Annotated in this window: 11 protein-coding genes; 5 read left to right on the top strand and 6 right to left on the bottom strand. The window is 71.6% G+C overall.

The annotated features are described in order from the left end of the window. Positions 1–72: 72 nt before the first annotated feature. A complete protein-coding gene (locus tag KV557_RS31065) occupies positions 73–1,029 on the bottom strand; it encodes a sensor histidine kinase (protein ID WP_218204884.1) in 957 nt (318 codons plus the stop codon). A gap of 398 nt (positions 1,030–1,427) precedes the next feature. On the opposite strand from KV557_RS31065, the gene KV557_RS31060 reads away from it, so the two are divergent. Then, positions 1,428–2,375: an ABC transporter ATP-binding protein gene (locus KV557_RS31060; RefSeq protein WP_308130161.1), complete on the top strand. Its 948-nt coding sequence runs from the start codon at positions 1,428–1,430 to the stop codon at positions 2,373–2,375. A 52-nt stretch (positions 2,376–2,427) separates the two neighbouring features. Here KV557_RS31060 and KV557_RS31055 read toward each other — a convergent pair whose 3' ends face one another. After that, positions 2,428–3,345 (bottom strand): ParB/RepB/Spo0J family partition protein, encoded by a 918-nt coding sequence (locus KV557_RS31055; protein WP_218204883.1) that lies wholly within the window; start codon positions 3,343–3,345, stop codon positions 2,428–2,430. A gap of 503 nt (positions 3,346–3,848) precedes the next feature. Next, on the bottom strand, positions 3,849–4,151 hold the full coding sequence (locus KV557_RS31050; protein WP_218204882.1) for a hypothetical protein: 303 nt from the start codon (positions 4,149–4,151) through the stop codon (positions 3,849–3,851). A 229-nt stretch (positions 4,152–4,380) separates the two neighbouring features. On the opposite strand from KV557_RS31050, the gene KV557_RS31045 reads away from it, so the two are divergent. Next, positions 4,381–5,169: a thioesterase II family protein gene (locus tag KV557_RS31045; RefSeq protein ID WP_308130160.1), complete on the top strand. Its 789-nt coding sequence runs from the start codon at positions 4,381–4,383 to the stop codon at positions 5,167–5,169. Between the two features lie 267 nt (positions 5,170–5,436). Here the strand turns inward: KV557_RS31045 and KV557_RS31040 are convergent, their stop codons facing one another. Further along, positions 5,437–5,655 carry a DUF5988 family protein gene (locus KV557_RS31040; protein ID WP_218204880.1) on the bottom strand — a complete coding sequence of 73 codons (219 nt, stop codon included), beginning with the start codon at positions 5,653–5,655 and terminating at the stop codon, positions 5,437–5,439. A gap of 310 nt (positions 5,656–5,965) precedes the next feature. Between KV557_RS31040 and KV557_RS31035 the strand changes: the two genes are divergently transcribed. The 3 genes from KV557_RS31035 (at position 5,966) to KV557_RS31025 (ending at position 8,605) form a co-directional block, all read left to right on the top strand. Next, positions 5,966–6,403, top strand: a complete 438-nt coding sequence (locus KV557_RS31035) for a hypothetical protein (protein WP_256178216.1) — start codon at positions 5,966–5,968, stop codon at positions 6,401–6,403. A 229-nt stretch (positions 6,404–6,632) separates the two neighbouring features. Continuing rightward, on the top strand, positions 6,633–7,958 hold the full coding sequence (locus tag KV557_RS31030; RefSeq protein ID WP_218204879.1) for a sensor histidine kinase: 1,326 nt from the start codon (positions 6,633–6,635) through the stop codon (positions 7,956–7,958). After that, positions 7,943–8,605 (top strand): response regulator transcription factor, encoded by a 663-nt coding sequence (locus KV557_RS31025; protein ID WP_218204878.1) that lies wholly within the window; start codon positions 7,943–7,945, stop codon positions 8,603–8,605. The genes KV557_RS31030 and KV557_RS31025 overlap by 16 nt, the downstream gene beginning before the upstream one ends. 94 nt (positions 8,606–8,699) lie before the next feature. Here KV557_RS31025 and KV557_RS31020 read toward each other — a convergent pair whose 3' ends face one another. Both KV557_RS31020 and KV557_RS31015 read right to left on the bottom strand, forming a co-directional pair. Further along, positions 8,700–11,861 (bottom strand): non-ribosomal peptide synthetase, encoded by a 3,162-nt coding sequence (locus tag KV557_RS31020; RefSeq protein ID WP_218204877.1) that lies wholly within the window; start codon positions 11,859–11,861, stop codon positions 8,700–8,702. 135 nt (positions 11,862–11,996) lie between these two features. After that, complete coding sequence (locus KV557_RS31015; protein WP_308130159.1) at positions 11,997–17,804, bottom strand: SDR family NAD(P)-dependent oxidoreductase; 5,808 nt, start codon at positions 17,802–17,804, stop codon at positions 11,997–11,999. Positions 17,805–17,944: the final 140 nt, after the last annotated feature.

The following is a 17,944-nucleotide window of genomic DNA, read 5'->3' as shown; positions in this document are numbered from 1 at the left end:
CGAACGGAGCGAAGGGACAAGGGACTGCCCGTCCCTCAGGAGACTGCCCGTCCCTCAGGAGGCGGAGGTCCCTCAGGAGGTGGAGGTCCTCGGCGAGGACAACACGCACGGCAGCTCCATGGTCAGCCGGGTCGGTCCCCCGGGCGGGCTGCTCAGCGTGAGCGTACCGTCGAACGCCGCGAGGCGGCGTTGGATGCCCCGCAGCCCGCTGCCGAGCAGGGGGTCGGCGCCGCCGTGGCCGTCGTCGGCCACCTCGGCCCGCAGCAGCCCGGCGGTGTGGGAGAACTCGACGGTGGCGTGCCGGGCGTCGCCGTGCTTGACGGCGTTGGCAAGCGCCTCGCTGACGGCGAAGTAGACGGCCGACTCGACCGGGGACTCGGCCCGGCCGGGCACGTCGGCCCGCACCGCGACCCTCAGCGGGACGTCCAGGGCGAGGGCGCGCACCGCGTCGACCAGTCCCCGCTCGGCGAGGACCGGGGGGCAGACGCCGCGGACCAGGTCGCGCAGCTCCTGGAGGGCCCGCGTGACGTTCTCCTGGGTCTCCGTCACCAGCTTCTTCGCGGCCTGCGGGTCGCGGTCGATGAGCGCCCCGACCGCGCCGAGGCGCAGGCTCACCGCGAGCAGCCGGGCCTGGGCGCCGTCGTGCAGGTCGCGTTCGATCCGGCGCAGCTCGGGGGCCTGGCCCTCGGGAGCGTCCGGCGGGACCTCGGTCACCTGCTCGACCCGGTGGGCGGACCCGGCCCGCTCGGTGGGGCCGAGCAGGGCGCGCGTCCAGTAGCCGTGCAGCCGCAGCATCCGCTCCGCCACGCCGAGGCCGGCGGCGGTCAGGGCGAGGCCGAGGAGGGCGTCGGCGGTACCGTCCAGCGGGACGAACCAGAGCGTGAGGCCGACCAGGGTCATGGCGAGCAGTCCGAGCGCGGCCGGGACCAGGGCGGCGAGCACGGCCAACCGCCCGAGGGCCGTCGCGTGCCCCCGCGCCCGGGCCACGGCGGGCATGCCCGTCGGCCGCTCGGCCGCTGGGGACTGCATGCTGCTCACGGCACCTCCGGCGGTCGGTCCAGGGTGATTCCTCCTCGACAGTAGGGCGCGCGAGCAGAGGGCAGAATCCACTTGCGCACCCCATAGGGGTCGGGCCACCCCACCCCCTATGCACGCCGCCCACCAATGAGGGGTACCTGCCAAACAGTCAGGGGTTCTCGATCACGCTATCGACACAAGGCGTCCGATCGCAGGACGGTCATACCGACCATGCGGCTCACACCCGATTCGATCGCCAACTTGTGCCCGGAATCGATCATTCGGTGCGATATTAATTCGCGTCTGAAAATCGAACACGCGCGGCCTACGGAAATCGGGTGGGGGTAGGCCCACTGCGCATGGGGCATAGCGGGGTGGCTGGCAGGGTGGCCAGACCGTACCTTTTCCAGGTGGAAGACGCCGCAGCTGACAGGCAGTCGAAAGGACAAAGGATGTCCGTGGTGATTGACGTGCAGAACCTGCACAAAACATACGGTGACCTCGTGGCAGTCGATGATGTGTCCTTCACCGTCGAGGAAGGCGAGATCTTCGGGATTCTCGGGCCCAGCGGTGCGGGCAAGACCACGATCGTGGAATGCATCGAGGGGCTGCGGAACCGGGACGGCGGCCGGATCACCGTGCTCGGCTGCGATCCCCGGCTGGAGCGGGCCGAGATCACGCAGCAGATCGATGCCCGGCTGCAGAACGGCCGGGCACCCGACCGTCTGCAGATCGCGGAGGCGCTCTCGCTCTACAGCTCCTTCTATCGCGACCCCGCCCACTGGCGGCAGCTCATGGACGCGCTCGGGCTCACCACCGGGAGCGGGTGCGACAGCCGGTCCGGAGGGCGGGATCAGCTTCTTGCCGCTGTTCTGGCACAGGCCGGAAACCCGCAGGTGGCGGTGTTCGACGAGCTGACCACCGGGCTGGACCCGCAGTCCCGGCAGGACACCTGGGAACTGATCGAAGCCGTCCGCGCCAGTGGCGTCACCATTGTGCTGGTCACCGACTTATGGGAGGAGGCCGAGCGGCTGTGCGACCGGATCGCGCTGATGGACAAGGGCCGTGTTGCCGTCACCGATACGCCGGCCAGGCTGCTGGAGCGCGTCCGGAGCGGGCAGCGGATCCAGTTCCGCCCCTCCGCGCCGTTCAACCATGACCTTCTGGCGCAGTTGCCCGGCGTGAGCGGTGTCAACCGTCAAGGTGGCCACGTCGTGGTGACCGGCAACGACAACGCGCTGAGCGAGGTCACCTCCGTGCTGGCGCATCACCGGATCACGGCCGGGAACCTCCGCGTCGACCAGGCCGCGCTGGACGCGTTCCTCGCCCTGATCGGCAGGCGCTCCGCCCCCTCGTAGACCACCGCACCCCTCGGAATGCCGGCTCGGCCCCACCCGAGCCGGGTCGCCCCTATTCGGGACTCACGATCCGGGCCCGCCGGTTCAGCTCGTGGGCGAAGTCCTCCCAGATCTGCGAGTTCTGGCGGGACAACTGAATGATCAACTCGATGCAGTGCGACGGCACCGAGGCGCAGATGTCCGTCATGTCCTTGGCGCCCAGCACGTTCTCCTTGAACATCCGCAGCAGCCGCCGGCCCAACTCGCTCTGCCGCAACGACGGATCGCGCATGAGCTTTTCGAGCGTGACGGTCGAAGGGGGCCCCACCACGGACGGGGTCTGGACCGGAAGGGAATCCCTCGGGGACTCCACCGCGGCACTGGCGGTGTTCTTCTGACAGGGGACGGGTTCATCACCGCGCTCCAGCCGCCGGCGCACATCGAGCGCCGTCGCGGGCGAGACGCCGGCCGACCTGGCCACCTGACGCAGCGAAGCCTCCGGGTTCTCCCTGATCAGCTCCGCCACCCGCAGCCGCCCCGTCGCGCCGTTCAGCGGACGGACCTTGCCGTCCCGCCCCACGCGGAAGTTCGACGGTGGCACGGAGTCGCACGAGCGACGCAGTTCTGCGACAGCCCTGGCCCCCAGGCCGGTCGACTTCGCGATGGCGCGATCCGACATGGCGGGGTGCGACTTGAGGATCCGCAGCGCGGCCGCGGTGCGATCGGCCTGCGACAGGGGGAGACCGTGTTCGACGTTCGCCTCGACCGCCCTGAGGAACGCCTCCTCGCGGCTGCCGTCGAAGAACCTGACGTCGATCACCTTCAGCCCCTTGAGAGAGGCTGCCATCAGGCGATGGATTCCGTCGATCACCCGCATCGTCCGTCGGTCGACCAGAATCGGCGGCAGCGGACTCTCGATCGCCGCCAGCCGCAGGACGTGGACCTTGTCCTCGCCTTTCAGGCGCGGTGAATCACCGGGCAGAATCTGCATGATCGGAACCGGAACGATCTCCGGCCCGCCATCCCAGTGATCATCAATTATGGTCGGCATTACACTGTGAGCCAAAAGGCCCATACTGCACCCCCATGACAACCCCGTCGAGTTATTTGCAGCGGTGAGGCTGAAGCTGCCCGTTCCAGCTCGATCCGCAGCCGAAGAGCCGATAAGGCGGCCCGATACGTCGCACCGACCCCCGTAAGTCAATGGCTGTTCAGGCCATTTATCGGATTACCTGGAACTGCACGCTAACAGCCCCCACTCCGCCCTGGAAGCTGCCGCCCGCGGTCTTAGGGGTCCCCTAGTACGGGGACTGGGGTGTCGGGCGCCGAGCCGCCCGGAGAGCCGCGAGCCGGTGCAGCGGCCGGCCTCGCCCAGCGATACCGAAACGCAGCGAAGCTCCGGCCGGGGCGACCTCAAAGGTCACCCTTCAACCGGAGCTTCGCTGCGTTCGCGCAGTCCGCCGTCCTGGCGGTCCGTCAACTCGCGACGGACGGCTACGCCTCCTCGGCGGCAGCCTCCTCGGCCGGTGCCTGCGGCACGGCCGGGACGCTGAGGCCGGGAACGGTGAGGTCCGAGACCGTCTTCACCGTCTCAAGAGCCGACTCGATCGCCTCGGCCAGGGAGGGTGCGGCATCATCGTCGAAGTCGATCCTCGTGACCGCGACCTCCGCATCGGTCGGAAGCGCATCGGTCGAGAAAGCCGCGCCGGCGAAACCCGCATCCTGCAGGATCGTCGATTCCTCGTCGGTGATCTCCCGACTGAGGACCAGGGAAAACTTGTGCCCCACGTACGTCACCTCTCAATGTTGCCGCGTATTTCGGAACAGTAACCGGGATCATGGGGACGACGCAACAGGCAGCCACGCTCCCTCGCTTTAAACGAATACCAGCCGGACCGCCGCCCGGTCGCCGTTCAACTGCGTCATTCTCACAGTTGAGCGGATATCCGCGGGCGGCGGCCCGTCCCCATCTCCTTGCCGACGTTCCGGCAATTCGCTATGTTCGGGCTTCTCTCAACGATCCGATATGACTACCTTCTGGAGTGGCATGTCTCGGCCTTCGCCCGGAGATGAACTGTGGTGCCGACGTTTTCACCCTGCCGATAACCCGGCCGCCCGGCTGGTCTGCCTCCCGCACGCGGGCGGTTCGGCGTCCTACTACCTTCCGGTCTCGGCGGCACTGAGCCCCGATGTCGACGTTCTCGCCATCCAGTACCCCGGACGGCAGGACCGTCGGATGGAACAGCCCATCGACGACCTGACGGTCCTCGTCGACCGCCTCTACGAGGTGCTCCGACGCCAGCCGGAACTCCCGCTCACCTTCCTCGGTCACAGCATGGGGGCCGTCATCGGCTTCGAGCTGACCCGCCGTCTCGAAGCCGACGGGCACGGCCCGGTGCGGCTGTTCGCCTCCGGGCGCCGCGCGCCTTCGACGTACCGGGAGGAGAACACGTTCCGCAGTGACGACGCGATCCTGGCCGAGGTGCGCCGGCTGAGCGGCACCGCGTCGGCCCTGCTCGGGGACGAGGAGATGATGCGGGCCGCGCTGCCCGCGCTCCGGGCCGACTACACGGCGGTCGAGGGGTACCGCTGTGCGCCCGAGGTCACCGTGGACTGCCCGATCACCGTGCTGACCGGCGACAACGACCCCAAGACGACCCTCGACGAGGCGAAGGCCTGGGCCGGGCACACGACGGGGTCGTTCGACCTCCGCGTGTTCAACGGCGGGCACTTCTTCATCAGCGACCGGAGCAAGGAAGTCATGCAGGTCCTCGTCGAGCACTTCCAGGACGAACGCGCTCGGACCGCCGGCTGACGGCCCGCCTCGGCCAGGGAGGCGCCGGCGCTGCCTTCCTCCCCCACGGCCCCGCAACGGCCCAGCGAGTCTGGGCAGTTGCGGGGCCGTTACTGTTCCTCGGCTGCTGTTCCTCGGCCCGGCCGAGCAGGCCCTCCTCCACGGAGGACGAACGTCGAGGAAAGGCGCCGGAAGCCGTGCACCGTCCGGGGCCCCGGGCGGTGCACGGCTTCGGTGTGCGGGTCGTTCGGCGACCGGGGCCGCTGCCCCGGTCGCGCGGTCACTCGGTCACTCGGCCACGTACGTGCTGTGGGTCCAGACGAAGACCCGCAGCTCGCGGTCGTCGACGAGAGTGGTCTCGGTACTGGCCTCGAAGTGCTCGTAGCGGTTGCCGAGCGGGACCTTCACCTTGGCCGCATCGAGATCCGCCACGTAGCGCAGCTGCTCCGCACCGGTGAGCGCCGGGGCGCCGGCGAGGAACACGTTGGGTCCACCGTTGTCGTTCATGATCACCCTCATTTCTGGGGTTGGGGTTCCTGTTCTTCTCCGGCCTGTCGTCCCCGGTCGACCAGCAGCTTTCGCGCCGAAAAGGGAAGGGCCGGGTGCTACGGGGGAGAGCACCCGGCCCTGGTCTTGCGCAGGATCGTAACAACGCCAATCATCATGGGGCGTGCGGCAGTTGAACACTGGAACCGCCGAAGCCGGCCACCGGCCCAGGAGTGGGTCTGGCCCCACCCACCCGTACGGCCAGACCCATGTCGGGCCGACCGGGCGATCCGTAGTGTCGGTACCACAACGACACGGATGGAGAAGGACCATGGCGAACACCAGCGACATGACGACCGCGACGGCGCAGCTCGGCGACTCCCGTACCCAGGAGGCATTCGCCACGGTGAAGAAGTGCATCACGCTCTTCGGTGCCGTCAGCGCCATCGTCCTCGGAACGGTTGCCGTGATGGCGTTCACCGGCCACGAGGCGACCCCGTTCATGTGGATCCGCGGAGCGATCCTGCTCGCGGTCGCCCCGCTGATCCACCGGATGACCGTCCGCGCTTCGCAGGGGTCGTACAAGGCGTTCGACCGGGTGCGCACCCTCTCCACGATCATGCCGATCGCGATCATCGGCGTCGACCTGATCCCCGGTCTCTGCCCGGCGTGGTACGCCGTGATCCAGGGCCTGTCCGCCCTGGCCATGATCGGCGTCGCCGTCATCACCCGCGGTGCCGCGCTGAGCGCCGCCTTCCCCAAGAAGTGAAGTCCTGAGGACCTGCTCTGCCCTTCAGATGGCCGGACCGTCTTCGGTATCCGGCCATTCGGCATCTGGACACGTGGTGTCCGTGGGCTGCCGCGAGTGGGGCTAGCCCCACCGCCCGCGGGGCGTACCGGGGTACCCGGTGCGGGACCGCCCGGCGTACGTTCGGCGGTACCGGCCAGCGATCGAGTCCCGGCTGACACAATGATCACCATTGCGGAAGGAATGGCAGATGAGGACACCTCCAGGAGGCAATCCCCTGCGGTGGAGCATCGAGATCGGGCTCGGGCTGTACCGGTCCGTCGTGCTGACCGGGCTCACCTGCGTGATGGCCCTGGTCGCGGTGCCCGTCGCGGTCGGGGGCTCCGCGCTGGCCTACTCCTGGTCCGAGGGCCTGTCCGCCCCCCTGGCCGTCCGCGCGCTGGCGACCCTCGGGGAGACCCTGGTGGTGGTCCTCTGGGTCGCCGTGTCCCTCTGGGTCGTGCACCCGCTGACCAGCCGGGCGCTCGCCAAGGCCGCGCGCCGGTGCGCGGCGAAGTGGCTGGACCTGGACATCCAGGTGGCCTACCGCCCGGTCCCGCCGGTCACCAGGATGGCCACGGGCTTCTGGTGGGACGGCCACGAGTACCACAAGTCCGAGTCGGAGGCCCGCCGCCGTGCCAAGGTGCACGCCCGGTTCCACGACCCGCAGCTGCACTGGGACGGACTGTGGGCCCTGGCCGCCTCGGTCACCGTGCTGCCGGTCGCGGCCCTGCCGCTGCTCGCGCTCGGCTACGGCGGCTACATGGCGCTGACGCCCGGTCTCACCGGCTACGGCATCGCCGTGATCCTTGCCGGCCTGGCCGGCGCCCCCTTCGCGTGGCGGATCCTCGGCCCCCTGGCGCGCCGGTTCCTCGGGCCGGTCCCGAGCACCCGGCTCGGGCGGCGGGTGGAGGAACTGGAGGCCATCCGCGCGGACCTGACCCAGACCCAGGCCGCCGAACTGGAACGCATCGAGCGGGGCCTGCACGACGGGGCCCAGGCCCGGCTGGTGGCCATGGGCATGTCGATGGGCGCCGCCGAGCAGCTCGTCGACACCAACCCCGAGGCCGCGAAGGCGATCCTCGCCGAGGCCCGCGCCACGTCGGCCACCGCGCTCGCCGAGCTGCGCTCGCTCGTCCGCGGCATCAACCCGCCCGTCCTCGCCGAGCGCGGCCTGGTCGACGCCGTCCGGGCCCTGGCCCTCGACGCCTCCGTGGTGGTCGACGTCCTCAGCCAGGTGCCCGCGCGGCCCGAACGGCCCGTCGAGTCGGCCGTCTACTTCTCCGTCGCGGAACTGCTGGCGAACGTCGCCAAGCACTCCCGCGCCGAACGGGTCAAGGTCGAACTCAGCTACGCGGCACGGACGCTCACTGCTACCGTGAGCGACGACGGAATCGGCGGAGCCGCCGCATCCACAGGGTCCGGGCTGAGCGGCATCGAGCGCCGCATGACAGCCTTCGGCGGACGCCTGGAGATCGAAAGCCCGGCCGGAGGACCCACTCGTATCACTGTGGCGGTGCCGTGCGAATTGTCGTAGCCGAAGACCTCTTCCTGCTCCGCGACGGGCTGGTGCGCCTCGTCGAGGCGTACGGCCACACCGTCGTCGCGGCCGTCGACACGGGACCGGACACGCTCGACGCACTGGTCAGCCACCGGCCGGACGCGGCGATCGTGGACGTCCGGCTGCCGCCGACGTTCTCCGACGAAGGCCTCCAGGCCGCGCTCTCCGCCCGCCGGGCCATCCCCGGGCTGCCCGTGCTGATCCTCTCGCAGCACGTGGAACAGCTGTACGCGCGCGAGCTTCTCGCGGACGGGCACGGCGGCATCGGCTACCAGCTCAAGGACCGCGTCCTGGACGCCGGGCAGTTCATGGACGCGGTCCACCGCGTCGCCGACGGCGGCACCGCGCTCGACCCCACGGTCGTCGCCAAGCTGCTGGGCCGGCCCAACCGGGCCGATCCCCTCGCCACCCTCACCGAACGGGAGCGCTCGGTCCTCGCGCTGATGGCCGAAGGGCTCTCCAACACGGCGATCGCGAACCAGCTCTTCCTCAGCGAGGGCTCCATCAGCAAGTACACGACCACGATCTTCGCCAAGCTCGGGCTCGCCAACGACGACGACACCAACCGCAGGGTCCGGGCCGTCCTCGCCTATCTCGGCGCCGACGGGCACGGCGACCAGTGATCTTCGGCAAAGTGGCGGCGGCGCAGGCCCTGCGGGACATCCCGCAGGGCCTCTGAGCGCGCACGCCCCAGCACCCGTCAGCCGACCGTACCCGTCAGCCGGCTGCTGCCGGTTCCCGTCGCGCCGAGTCCCGGACGGCGGCGGCCAGTTCCCGCGGGGTGCGCCGCTCGAACATCTCGGCGAGGCTGATCGACACGCCGCTCATGTTCTGGAACTCCTGCATCGCCAGGGCGGCGAGCATGGAGTTCCCGCCGGACGCGAAGAAGTCCGTGTCGGCGTCGAGGTTCTCGTCCTGCAGGATGCTTCGCCACAGCTCCGTCAGCCCGGCCGTCAGGTCGTCCGGGTCCGGGTGGCCCAGGTCCGGGTGGTCCGGTTCGGGCCGGGCCGGAGCCGGAACCGTGCGCCGGGCGGCGAACATCCGCTGCAGCGCGGGGTAGTCGACCTTCCCGCTGGCGTTGATCGGCATCGAGTCGACCGTCACGAGGTCCCCGGGGAGCATCGACCGGGACAGGTGGGCGCGGGCGTGCGTCCAGACGCTCCCGGTGTCGACCGGGCCGGCGGCCGGCTCCAGGCAGCCGATGAGCACGGCGTCCGCGCTCGGGTCGCCGACCATGATCACCGCGGCGGCGCCGACCTCGGGGTGGGCCAGCAGGGTCGCCTCGATCTCGCCGAGTTCGATGCGGTTCCCGCGAAGTTTGACCTGACGGTCGCTCCGGCCGAACAGGTCGATCAGGCCGTCCGCACGCCAGCAGGCCACATCGCCCGTCCGGTAGAAGCGTCCGTGCTCGGGGTGTTCGCCGAAGCGCTCCGCGTTGAGGTCCGGTCGGCCGTGGTAACCGATCGCCACGCCGACGCCCGAGATGCAGAGCTCGCCGCGGACACCGACCGGCAGATCGCGACCGTGCCGGTCGACCACGTGGACCCGGGTGTTGCGGATGGGCATGCCGACGTCGAGGCGGCCCTCCGGTTCGTCCCTGAGGACGCGTGACGTCGACCAGATGGTCGTCTCGGTGGGCCCGTAGGCGTGGTGCAGCACACAGCCGGCGGCCACGAGCCGCCGGGCCAGGGACACCGGCACGGGCTCACCGCCGATGATGACGCTGCGGCCGCGCAGACAGTCCTCCACGCGGTCGATGACGAGCCGCCAGGTCGTCGGCGTCGCCTGGACGAACCGCGCCCCGTACCGCTCGATCAGCTCCCGCAGGACCCGGCCGTCGCTCCTGGCCCGGTCGGGGGCGGCCACCAGGCGGCCGCCGGAGATCAGCGGCACGAACAGTTCGAGGCCGGAGATGTCGAACGCGAACGTCGTCGTCCACAGCGTCGTGTCACCTGCCGACGCACCGAACTGCTCGGCGAAGTGCGCGGTCACATTGGCCAGGGCCGCATGGTCGATCAGGGTCCCCTTGGGCCGGCCGGTCGATCCCGAGGTGTACATCAGGTACGCGCAGGCCGCCAGGTCCACGGCCATGGGCCGGGCGTCGGCCGTCCCCGGATCCGGCGCGAGCTCGACAGCCGGCGCGGTCAGCACGACGAGGCCGTCGTCGGCGAAGCGCGCGAGGTCCCCGGCCGCGTCCGCGGTCGCGACGAGCACCCTCGCGGCCGAGTCGGAGAGCTGGCCGCGGATCCGCTCCTCGGGGTGGGCCGCGTCGACGGGCAGGTACGCCGCGCCCGCCAGCCAGGTCCCGAGGACCGCCGCGACCAGCTCGGGCCCGCGCGGGAGGGCTATCGCCACCACGTCCCCGGCCCGGACGCCGGCGCCCCGCACGAGAGCGCTCATGGCGTGGGCCGCGCTCCACAGTTGCCGGTATCCGACCGAACGGTCGCCCTCGACGACGGCGACGGCGTCCGGCGACCGCAGGACCTGCTCGTGGACGGCTTCGAGGACCGAGGCGGGCTCGACGGACCGGGCGGTGTCGTTCGCCGCCCCGACGATCTCGTGGTCCCGGTCGCTCCACCAGCGGACGTCCCCGACCGCGCGGTCCGGGTCGTCCACGAGCGAGCACAGCACCGCCTCGAAGCGCGCCAACAGCAGCTCGGCATGGGCCCGTTCGAAGAGCTCGGTCCGGTAGACGGCCCGCAGCGAGACCGCGTCGTCCGTCGAGGTGGCACAGAGGTGCAGGTCGAACTTGCCGAAGCCGCTCGCAGCGGGGAACGGCCTGGCCGTCAGGCCGTCGAGGGTGAACGCGGCGGGGCCGCTCCCGGTCCGGTGGTCGAACACGTGCCGGAAGGGCAGGGACCGCCGGCCGTCTCGCGCCGCGGGCATGAGGTCCGCCTGCGCGTCCACGGCCACGTCGGCGTGCGCCACACCCGCGCGCAGCCGCTCCCAGCTGCGGCGCACCAGGTCGCGGACGCTCTCCTCCCGGTCCACCCGCAGCCGGAGCGGCACATGGGTGACGTGGTACCCGATCGTGCGCGCGGCGTGCTCCGGCCGGGCGTCGACCGGGAAGCCGACCAGCAGGTCGGGCCCGGCGCCGTGCGCCTCCAGCAGGACGTAGTAGGCGGCCAGAAGGACCGCGGACTCCGGGACGCCGAGGTCCTCGGCGAGGCGGCGGGCCGCGGCCACCGTGCGACCCGGCAGGGTGCGGTCGAGCTGCGCCGCCGCCAGCGTCGGCCGGTCCGGCTCGGGCTCGGTGCACGACAGCTCCATGGTGCCGGTGGTCGCGCCCGCCAGCTCCTCGCGCCAGAAGGCGAGGCTCTCCTGGCTCGGGGCGGGCTCGGTCCAGCCGGGCACGGGGGTGACTCCGTCGTCGTCTTTCTCGTTCGCATGCTCGTACGCGGACGCCAGGTCCGCCAGGAGCACCGAGGCGGACACCTCGTCGAAGACCAACTGGTGCGCCGTGACGCAGAGGACGTCCGTGTCCGGGGAGCGGAAGAGCACCGCTCGAAGCATCGGCCCACCGTCCAGACCGAACGGCACGGCGGTCACCGACGCGAGGTCGGCCTCGGTGGGTTCGCCCGTCAGCACGACCTGCACCAGGTCCAGCCGGAACTCGTCCGGGCCGACCACGCGCTTGACCAGCCGGGTGCCGTCGCTGCGACAGACGGTGCGCAGGGCCTCGTGGCGCCGCAGCACGACGGCCAGCGCCGCGTCGAGCCGCAGCGGGTCCACCTGCCCCGCGACGGCGAACGCCGCGGACAGGTTGTTCACGGGAGTGCCCGGCACCAGCGACTCGAACAGCCACAGCGCCTCCTCCCTGGGGGAGACTCCCGCGTCGTCACCCGGATCCGCAGGCGTACGCCCTTCCGCGGAAATCATCACGTCACTCCTCTACCGATTACCGGTCCGTTGAGCTGCCAGTCCCGTTGAGCTGCCAGTCCCGTTGAGCTACCGGTCCGTTGAGTCCGCCGGCTTTGCCGCTGGTGCCCGACCACGCGGATCCCCAGCTCGTTGTCAGATCCCCAGCTCTTTGTCGATGAGGTCGAAGATCTCGTCGTCCGTCGCCTCGATGATGTCCTCGTCGGATGGGACGTCCTCGTCGGCGGGCGCGCTGTTCGCGTCCGCACCGCGGAACTCCTCCAGGATGTATTCGAGACGGCTCGTGATCTTCGCCTTCTGGCCGCCCCGCTGGGCGATCGCGGTCAGCAGGGACTTGAGCCGGTCGAGTTCGTTCAGCACCGGCTCGTAGTCGATCTCCTGCTCGGCGATCCGGTCCCGGAGGTACCGGGCCAGCTCCGCGGGCGTGGGGTAGTCGAAGACCACCGCGGCGGGCAGCCGCAGCCCGAGGGCGCCGCTGATCCGGTTGCGGAACTCCAGCGCGGTCAGCGAGTCGAAGCCGAGCTGGCGGAAGTACCGGGCGGCCTCGATGGATTCGGCGCCGGGCCGGTTGAGCACGAGGGCCGCCTGGGTCAGGACCAGGTTCAGGACCGCGCCCTCGAACTGCTCGGGCGGGAGAGCGGCCAGCTGGTTCAGGAGGTTCTTCCCGGCCTCCGGGCCGGGCCTACCCACCGTGCGCCGACCGGGGCGGACGAGCCCGGTCACCAGAGCGGGGACGACGCTCCCGGGACGGCGCAGCGCGGGCAGGTCGAGGCGGGCCGTCACCAGCAGGGGGTCGGTGGCGTGGGCGGCCGCGTCGAGCAGGGCGAGCCCTTCGGACGCGGGCAGCGGCTTCAGGCCCTGGCGGGCCATCCGCCGGCGGTCGGCATCGGTGATGTCGCCGGCCATGCCCTGCTCCCAGGGGCCCCACGCGAGCGATACGGCGGGCAGACCCCGGTGGCGCCGGTGGGCGGCCAGGGCGTCCAGGAAGGTGTTGCCCGCCGCGTAGTTGGCCTGGCCCGGGGTGCCCCAGACGCCGGCCACCGACGAGAAGAGGATGAAGGTGTCCAGGTCCAGGTGGCGGGTCAGCTCGTGCAGGTGCCAGGCGGCATCGGCCTTGGGTCGCATGACCTGCTCGACCCGGTCGGAGGTGAGCGAGCCGATGACACCGTCGTCGAGAACGCCCGCCGTGTGGACCACCCCGGTGAGCGGCACACCGTTCAGAACGTCCGCCAGCTGCTCGCGGTCGGCGACATCGCACGCCACCACCTGCACGCTCGTCCCGGCGCCGGCCAACTCCGCGGCCAGGGCGGGCATGCCGGCGGCGGCTGTGCCGCGGCGGGAGGCCAGCAGGAGCCGTTCGGCCTGTCCGGTCGCCGCCAGGTGCCGGGCGACCAGGCCGCCCAGTGCGCCGGAGGCGCCGGTCACGAGGACCGTGGCCGCGCGGGTGGCGGCCGGTACGTCGCGGGCGGCCGCTACGTCGTGGGCGGCGCCCGGTACGCCGTGGTGGTTCACGCCGGCCGCACGCGCCAGGCGCGGCACCCGTACGGTCCTGTCGCGCACCGCGAACTCGGGCTCCCCCAGCGCCGTTCCGGCCACGACGAGAGGCCCGGAGTCCGCGAGCGCCTCCACGTCCGCCAGCACGATCCGCTCCGGATGCTCACCGGCTGCTGCACGCACCAGCCCGATGACGCCCGCGCTGTCCATCCGCACGCTCGCGCCGGGACCCGCGGACACGCCGCGCTCGGTCACCACGACCAGCCGCGATCCGTCCAGCGCGCCGGCCGCCAGCCAGTCCCGTAGCGCATCCAGCACGCGCAGCACGGCGGCCCGAGCCGCTGCCGGGACGTTCTCGTCTTCGTCCTCGGGGCCTTCCCCGGCGGTTCCGGGGCCCGGGACGCAGCAGACCAGCACGACGTCGGGCACCGCTGCGCCCGCTTCCACCGCAGCGATTAGATCCGGCACGTCCGCGTACGCCGCGGCACCGGGCACGGCCAGGTCGCCGTCGTCGCCTAGTACCGCCCACGGACGGCCCGGCTCCCCGGCCGCCTCCGTCGCGGCGACCGGAACCCAGTCCACCCGGAAGAGCCCGTCGCGGGCCACCCCTGCGGCCTGCTCCAGGGTGCCGTCGGCCGGCGGCCCGAGCACCACCGATCCCGCCGAGGCGATCGGCTGCCCGGCCTGGTCGGCCAGGGCCACCGACACGCCCTCGCCCGAGGCCGACGGCGCCACTCGCACGCGCGCCGCCATCGCGCCCGACGCGTGCACCGTCACGTCGCTCCATGCGAAGGGCAGCAACGGGCCTTCACCGGCTGCCTGTTCCAGGCCGACGAGATGCAGCGCGGCGTCCAGCAGGACGGGGTGCACCCCGAATCCGGACACCTCGGTCCCCTCGGCGAGCGCCACCTCCGCGAACACCTCGTCGCCGCGCCGCCATGCCGTCCGTACCGCGCGGAACGCCCGCCCGTACCCGAGCCCGGAAGCCGCCAGCCGCTCGTACAGCGCGTCCACGTCGGCCGCCTCGGCACCCGCCGGCGGCCACTGCACACTCCACGCCGCAGTGTCCGCGACAGCGTCGCCGTCCGATTCGTCCGTTCCGTCCGGGGCCAGGGTGCCGGACGCATGCCGCACCCACTCCCCTTCGGTCGCGCGCGCGAACAGCGCGACCTCCCGCCGCCCGGCGGGATCGGCCTCCCCGACGGTCACCTGGATGCGGACGCCACCGCGCTCCGGCAGCATCAACGGCATCTCGACGGTCAGTTCCTCGACCCGGCCGCAGCCGGCCTCGTCACCGGCCCGCACCGCCATCTCGACCAGCGCAGCGGCCGGTACCACCACGCGGCCCGTCACGAGCGACTGGGCCAGCCATGGTTGTGCGGACAGGGCCAGCTGCCCGGTCAACACCACGCCGCCGGTCGCCGGCAGCTCGACGGCTGCGCCCAAAAGAGGGTGGGCGGGGGTGCCGAGGCCGAGGTCCTCGGCGCGGCTTCCGGCGGCCGCGGTCAGCCAGTAGCGCTGCCGCTGGAAGGCGTAGGTGGGCAGGCCGACGCGCTGGGCGCCGGTGCCCGTGTAGATCTTGTCCCAGCCGACGGCCACACCCCTCACGAACACCTTCGCCAGCGTGGTCAGCAGCGCGCGGGGTTCGTCGCGGCCTCGGCGCAGCAGGGGGAGCCATGCCTCGGTGGCCGCGTCGTCTTCGGCGTCGGTGCGGGTCTGGGGGCCCATGCCCGACAGCACGCCGTCGGGGCCGATCTCGATGAACGTCCGTACGCCGGTGACGCGCAGGGCCTGCGCGGCGTCGGAGAAGCGGACGGCCTCACGGACGTGCTTCACCCAGTACGCGGGGTCGGTGACCTCCTCGGTCACCGGCCGGCCAGTGAGGGCGGAGACCATGGTCAGCTTGGGCGCGCGGTAGCTGACGGAGGCGGCGACGCGTGCGAACTCCTCCAGCATCGGGTCCATCAGCGGGGAGTGGAACGCGTGGGAGACCTGCAGACGCTTCGTGCGAGCCCCGCCTTGTGCCAACTCCTCGGCCGCCGCGAGCACTTCGTCCTCGACACCGGAAATCACCACGGCCCTGGGGCCGTTCACGGCGGCGATGCCCACGCCCGCGCGGCCTGCGATCGCCTCGACGACCTGATCCTCGGTCGCCTCAACAGCCACCATCGCGCCGCCGGTGGGCAGTTGCTGCATCAGCCGGCCGCGAGCAGCCACCACCGCACACGCATCCTCCAGCGACCACACCCCGGCCACGTGCGCGGCGGCCAGCTCACCGATCGAGTGACCGGCCACCACCTGGGGGCTCACTCCCCACGACTCCAGCAGCCGGAACAGCGCCACCTCGACCGCGAAGAGCCCCGCTTGGGCCCATACCGTCTCGTCGATCTTGCCCGCACCTGGCCAGGACTCCTCACCCTCGCCGCGGATTACGGCCCCGAGGGAACCGTCCAGGTGCTCGGCCAGCCCGGCGCAGACCGCGTCGAACGCCTCTGCGAACACCGGGAACGCGGCATACAGGCCCTGGCCCATGCCGTTGCGCTGGGCGCCCTGGCCCGTGAACACGAACCCGACCTTGCCCGCACCACCCACGGTTCCGGAGACCACGCCCGGAACCTCACGAGCCTCGGCCAGCGCCTCAAGTCCGGCCACCAGCTCGTCGTGATCCGAGCCGAGCACCACAGCCCGGTGCTCCAGTGCCGCGCGCGACGTCGCCAGCGACCAACCCACATCGGCGACGTCCACATCCGCCTGCTGCCGAACGACCTCCGCCAGCCGCTCGGCCTGACCGGCAAGACCAGCCGCAGACCGGCCCGACACCACCCACGGCACGACAGGCAACGCCACACCGTCGGCACCGGAGATTGAAGCATCCTGGTCGGGTGCCTGCTCGATGATCACGTGCGCATTGGTGCCGGAGAACCCGAACGACGACACACCCGCACGCCGGGGATGCCCGGCATCCGGCCAGGCCGTCGCCTCGGTCACCAACTGCACCGCACCCGCGTCCCAGTCCACGTGCGAGGACGGCGCATCCACGTGCAGCGTCGCCGGCACCACACCGTGCTGCATCGCGGCGACCATCTTGATGATCCCCGCCACGCCGGCTGCCGCCTGGGCGTGGCCGATGTTCGACTTCACCGAACCGAGTAGCAGCGGACGGTCCTCCGGCCGCCCCTGGCCGTACGTCGCCAGCAACGCCTGCGCCTCGATCGGGTCGCCCAGCTTGGTGCCCGTCCCGTGACCCTCGACCACGTCCACATCACCCGCGGCCAGACCCGCGTTGGCCAGCGCCGCCCGGATCACCCGCTGCTGCGACGGACCGTTCGGGGCCGTCAGACCGTTCGACGCTCCGTCCTGGTTCACGGCAGATCCGCGCACGACCGCGAGCACCTCGTGCCCGTTGCGCAGCGCGTCGGACATGCGCTCCACCACCAGGACGCCGACACCCTCACCCCAGCCGGTGCCGTCGGCGGCCTCGGCGTACGCCTTGCAGCGACCGTCCGCCCCGAGGCCGCGCTGGCGCGAGAAGTCGATGAACGTGCCGGGCGTCGACATCACCGTCACGCCACCCGCCAACGCCAGGGTGCTCTCGCCCGAGCGCAGCGACTGGCAGGCCAGGTGCAGCGCCACCAGCGACGACGAACACGCCGTGTCCACCGTCACCGCCGGCCCCTCCAGCCCCAGTGCATACGCCACCCGACCCGAGGCGACCGAGCCCGTGCCACCCGTGCCGAGGTACCCCTCGACCTCCTCGGGCACGAAATGCGACGGCAGGTAGTCGTGGTAGAAGAGGCCCGCGAACACACCCGTCGCACTGCCCCGCAGCGTGTTCGGGTCGATCCCGGCGTCCTCCAGCGCCTCCCATGACGTCTCCAGCATCAGCCGCTGCTGCGGATCCATCGCGACCGCCTCGCGCGGACTGATCCCGAAGAACTCCGCGTCGAACTCCCCCGCGTCGTACAGGAATCCGCCCTCACCCGAGACGCTCTTGCCCACCGCGTCCGGGTCCGGGTCATGGACGTCCGCGGGCCAGCCCCGGTCGACGGGGAACTCCCCGATGGCATCCCCGCCCGACTTGAGCAACTCCCAGAACTCGCCGGGAGACGACACGTCACCCGGGAACCGGCACGCCATCCCGACGATCACCAGAGGATCGTCATCAACCGGTGCGCGGCCGGACGCCGGGAGCGCGGAACCCACCGACTCGGCATCGACCTCACCGACCAACTCGGCCAGCACGAGCCCGGCCAGTGCCGCCGGCGTCGGGTAGTCGAAGACCGCTGTGGCCGGCAGGCGCAGGCCCGTGGTGTTGTTCAGCCGGTTGCGCAGTTCGACGGCGGTGAGCGAGTCGAAGCCGACCTCGCGGAAGGAACGTTCCGCGTCGAGGCTGCCCGGCCCGGACATGCCCAGCACCAGGGCGGCCTGCGACAGGACCAGGTCCCGCACGGTCTCCCGCCGTTCGTCCGGGCTCAACGCGGCCAGACGCGCGGCCAGCGCGTTCTGGTCGCCGGCGGCGGACCGACCGACCGTACGACGGGCAGGCGAACCCGCCCGCGTCGCACGGACGAGGCCGGACAGCAGCGGCG

The sequence above is a fragment of the Kitasatospora aureofaciens genome (genome assembly GCF_019192735.1).
GTDB classification, from domain to species: domain Bacteria; phylum Actinomycetota; class Actinomycetes; order Streptomycetales; family Streptomycetaceae; genus Kitasatospora; species Kitasatospora aureofaciens_A.
Note: the sequence above shows the minus strand (reverse complement) of the source record. Positions and strands in the feature narration are given on the sequence as shown.

Excerpts from the sequence above, each read along its gene's own strand:
- KV557_RS31020 (WP_218204877.1), bottom strand. The coding sequence starts at position 11,861 with ATGATTTCCGCGGAAGGGCGTACGCCTGCGGATCCGGGTGACGACGCG.
- KV557_RS31055 (WP_218204883.1), bottom strand. The coding sequence starts at position 3,345 with ATGCAGATTCTGCCCGGTGATTCACCGCGCCTGAAAGGCGAGGACAAG.
- KV557_RS31065 (WP_218204884.1), bottom strand. The coding sequence starts at position 1,029 with ATGCAGTCCCCAGCGGCCGAGCGGCCGACGGGCATGCCCGCCGTGGCC.
- KV557_RS31040 (WP_218204880.1), bottom strand. The coding sequence starts at position 5,655 with ATGAACGACAACGGTGGACCCAACGTGTTCCTCGCCGGCGCCCCGGCG.
- KV557_RS31035 (WP_256178216.1), top strand. The coding sequence starts at position 5,966 with ATGGCGAACACCAGCGACATGACGACCGCGACGGCGCAGCTCGGCGAC.
- KV557_RS31030 (WP_218204879.1), top strand. The coding sequence starts at position 6,633 with ATGAGGACACCTCCAGGAGGCAATCCCCTGCGGTGGAGCATCGAGATC.
- KV557_RS31045 (WP_308130160.1), top strand. The coding sequence starts at position 4,381 with ATGACTACCTTCTGGAGTGGCATGTCTCGGCCTTCGCCCGGAGATGAA.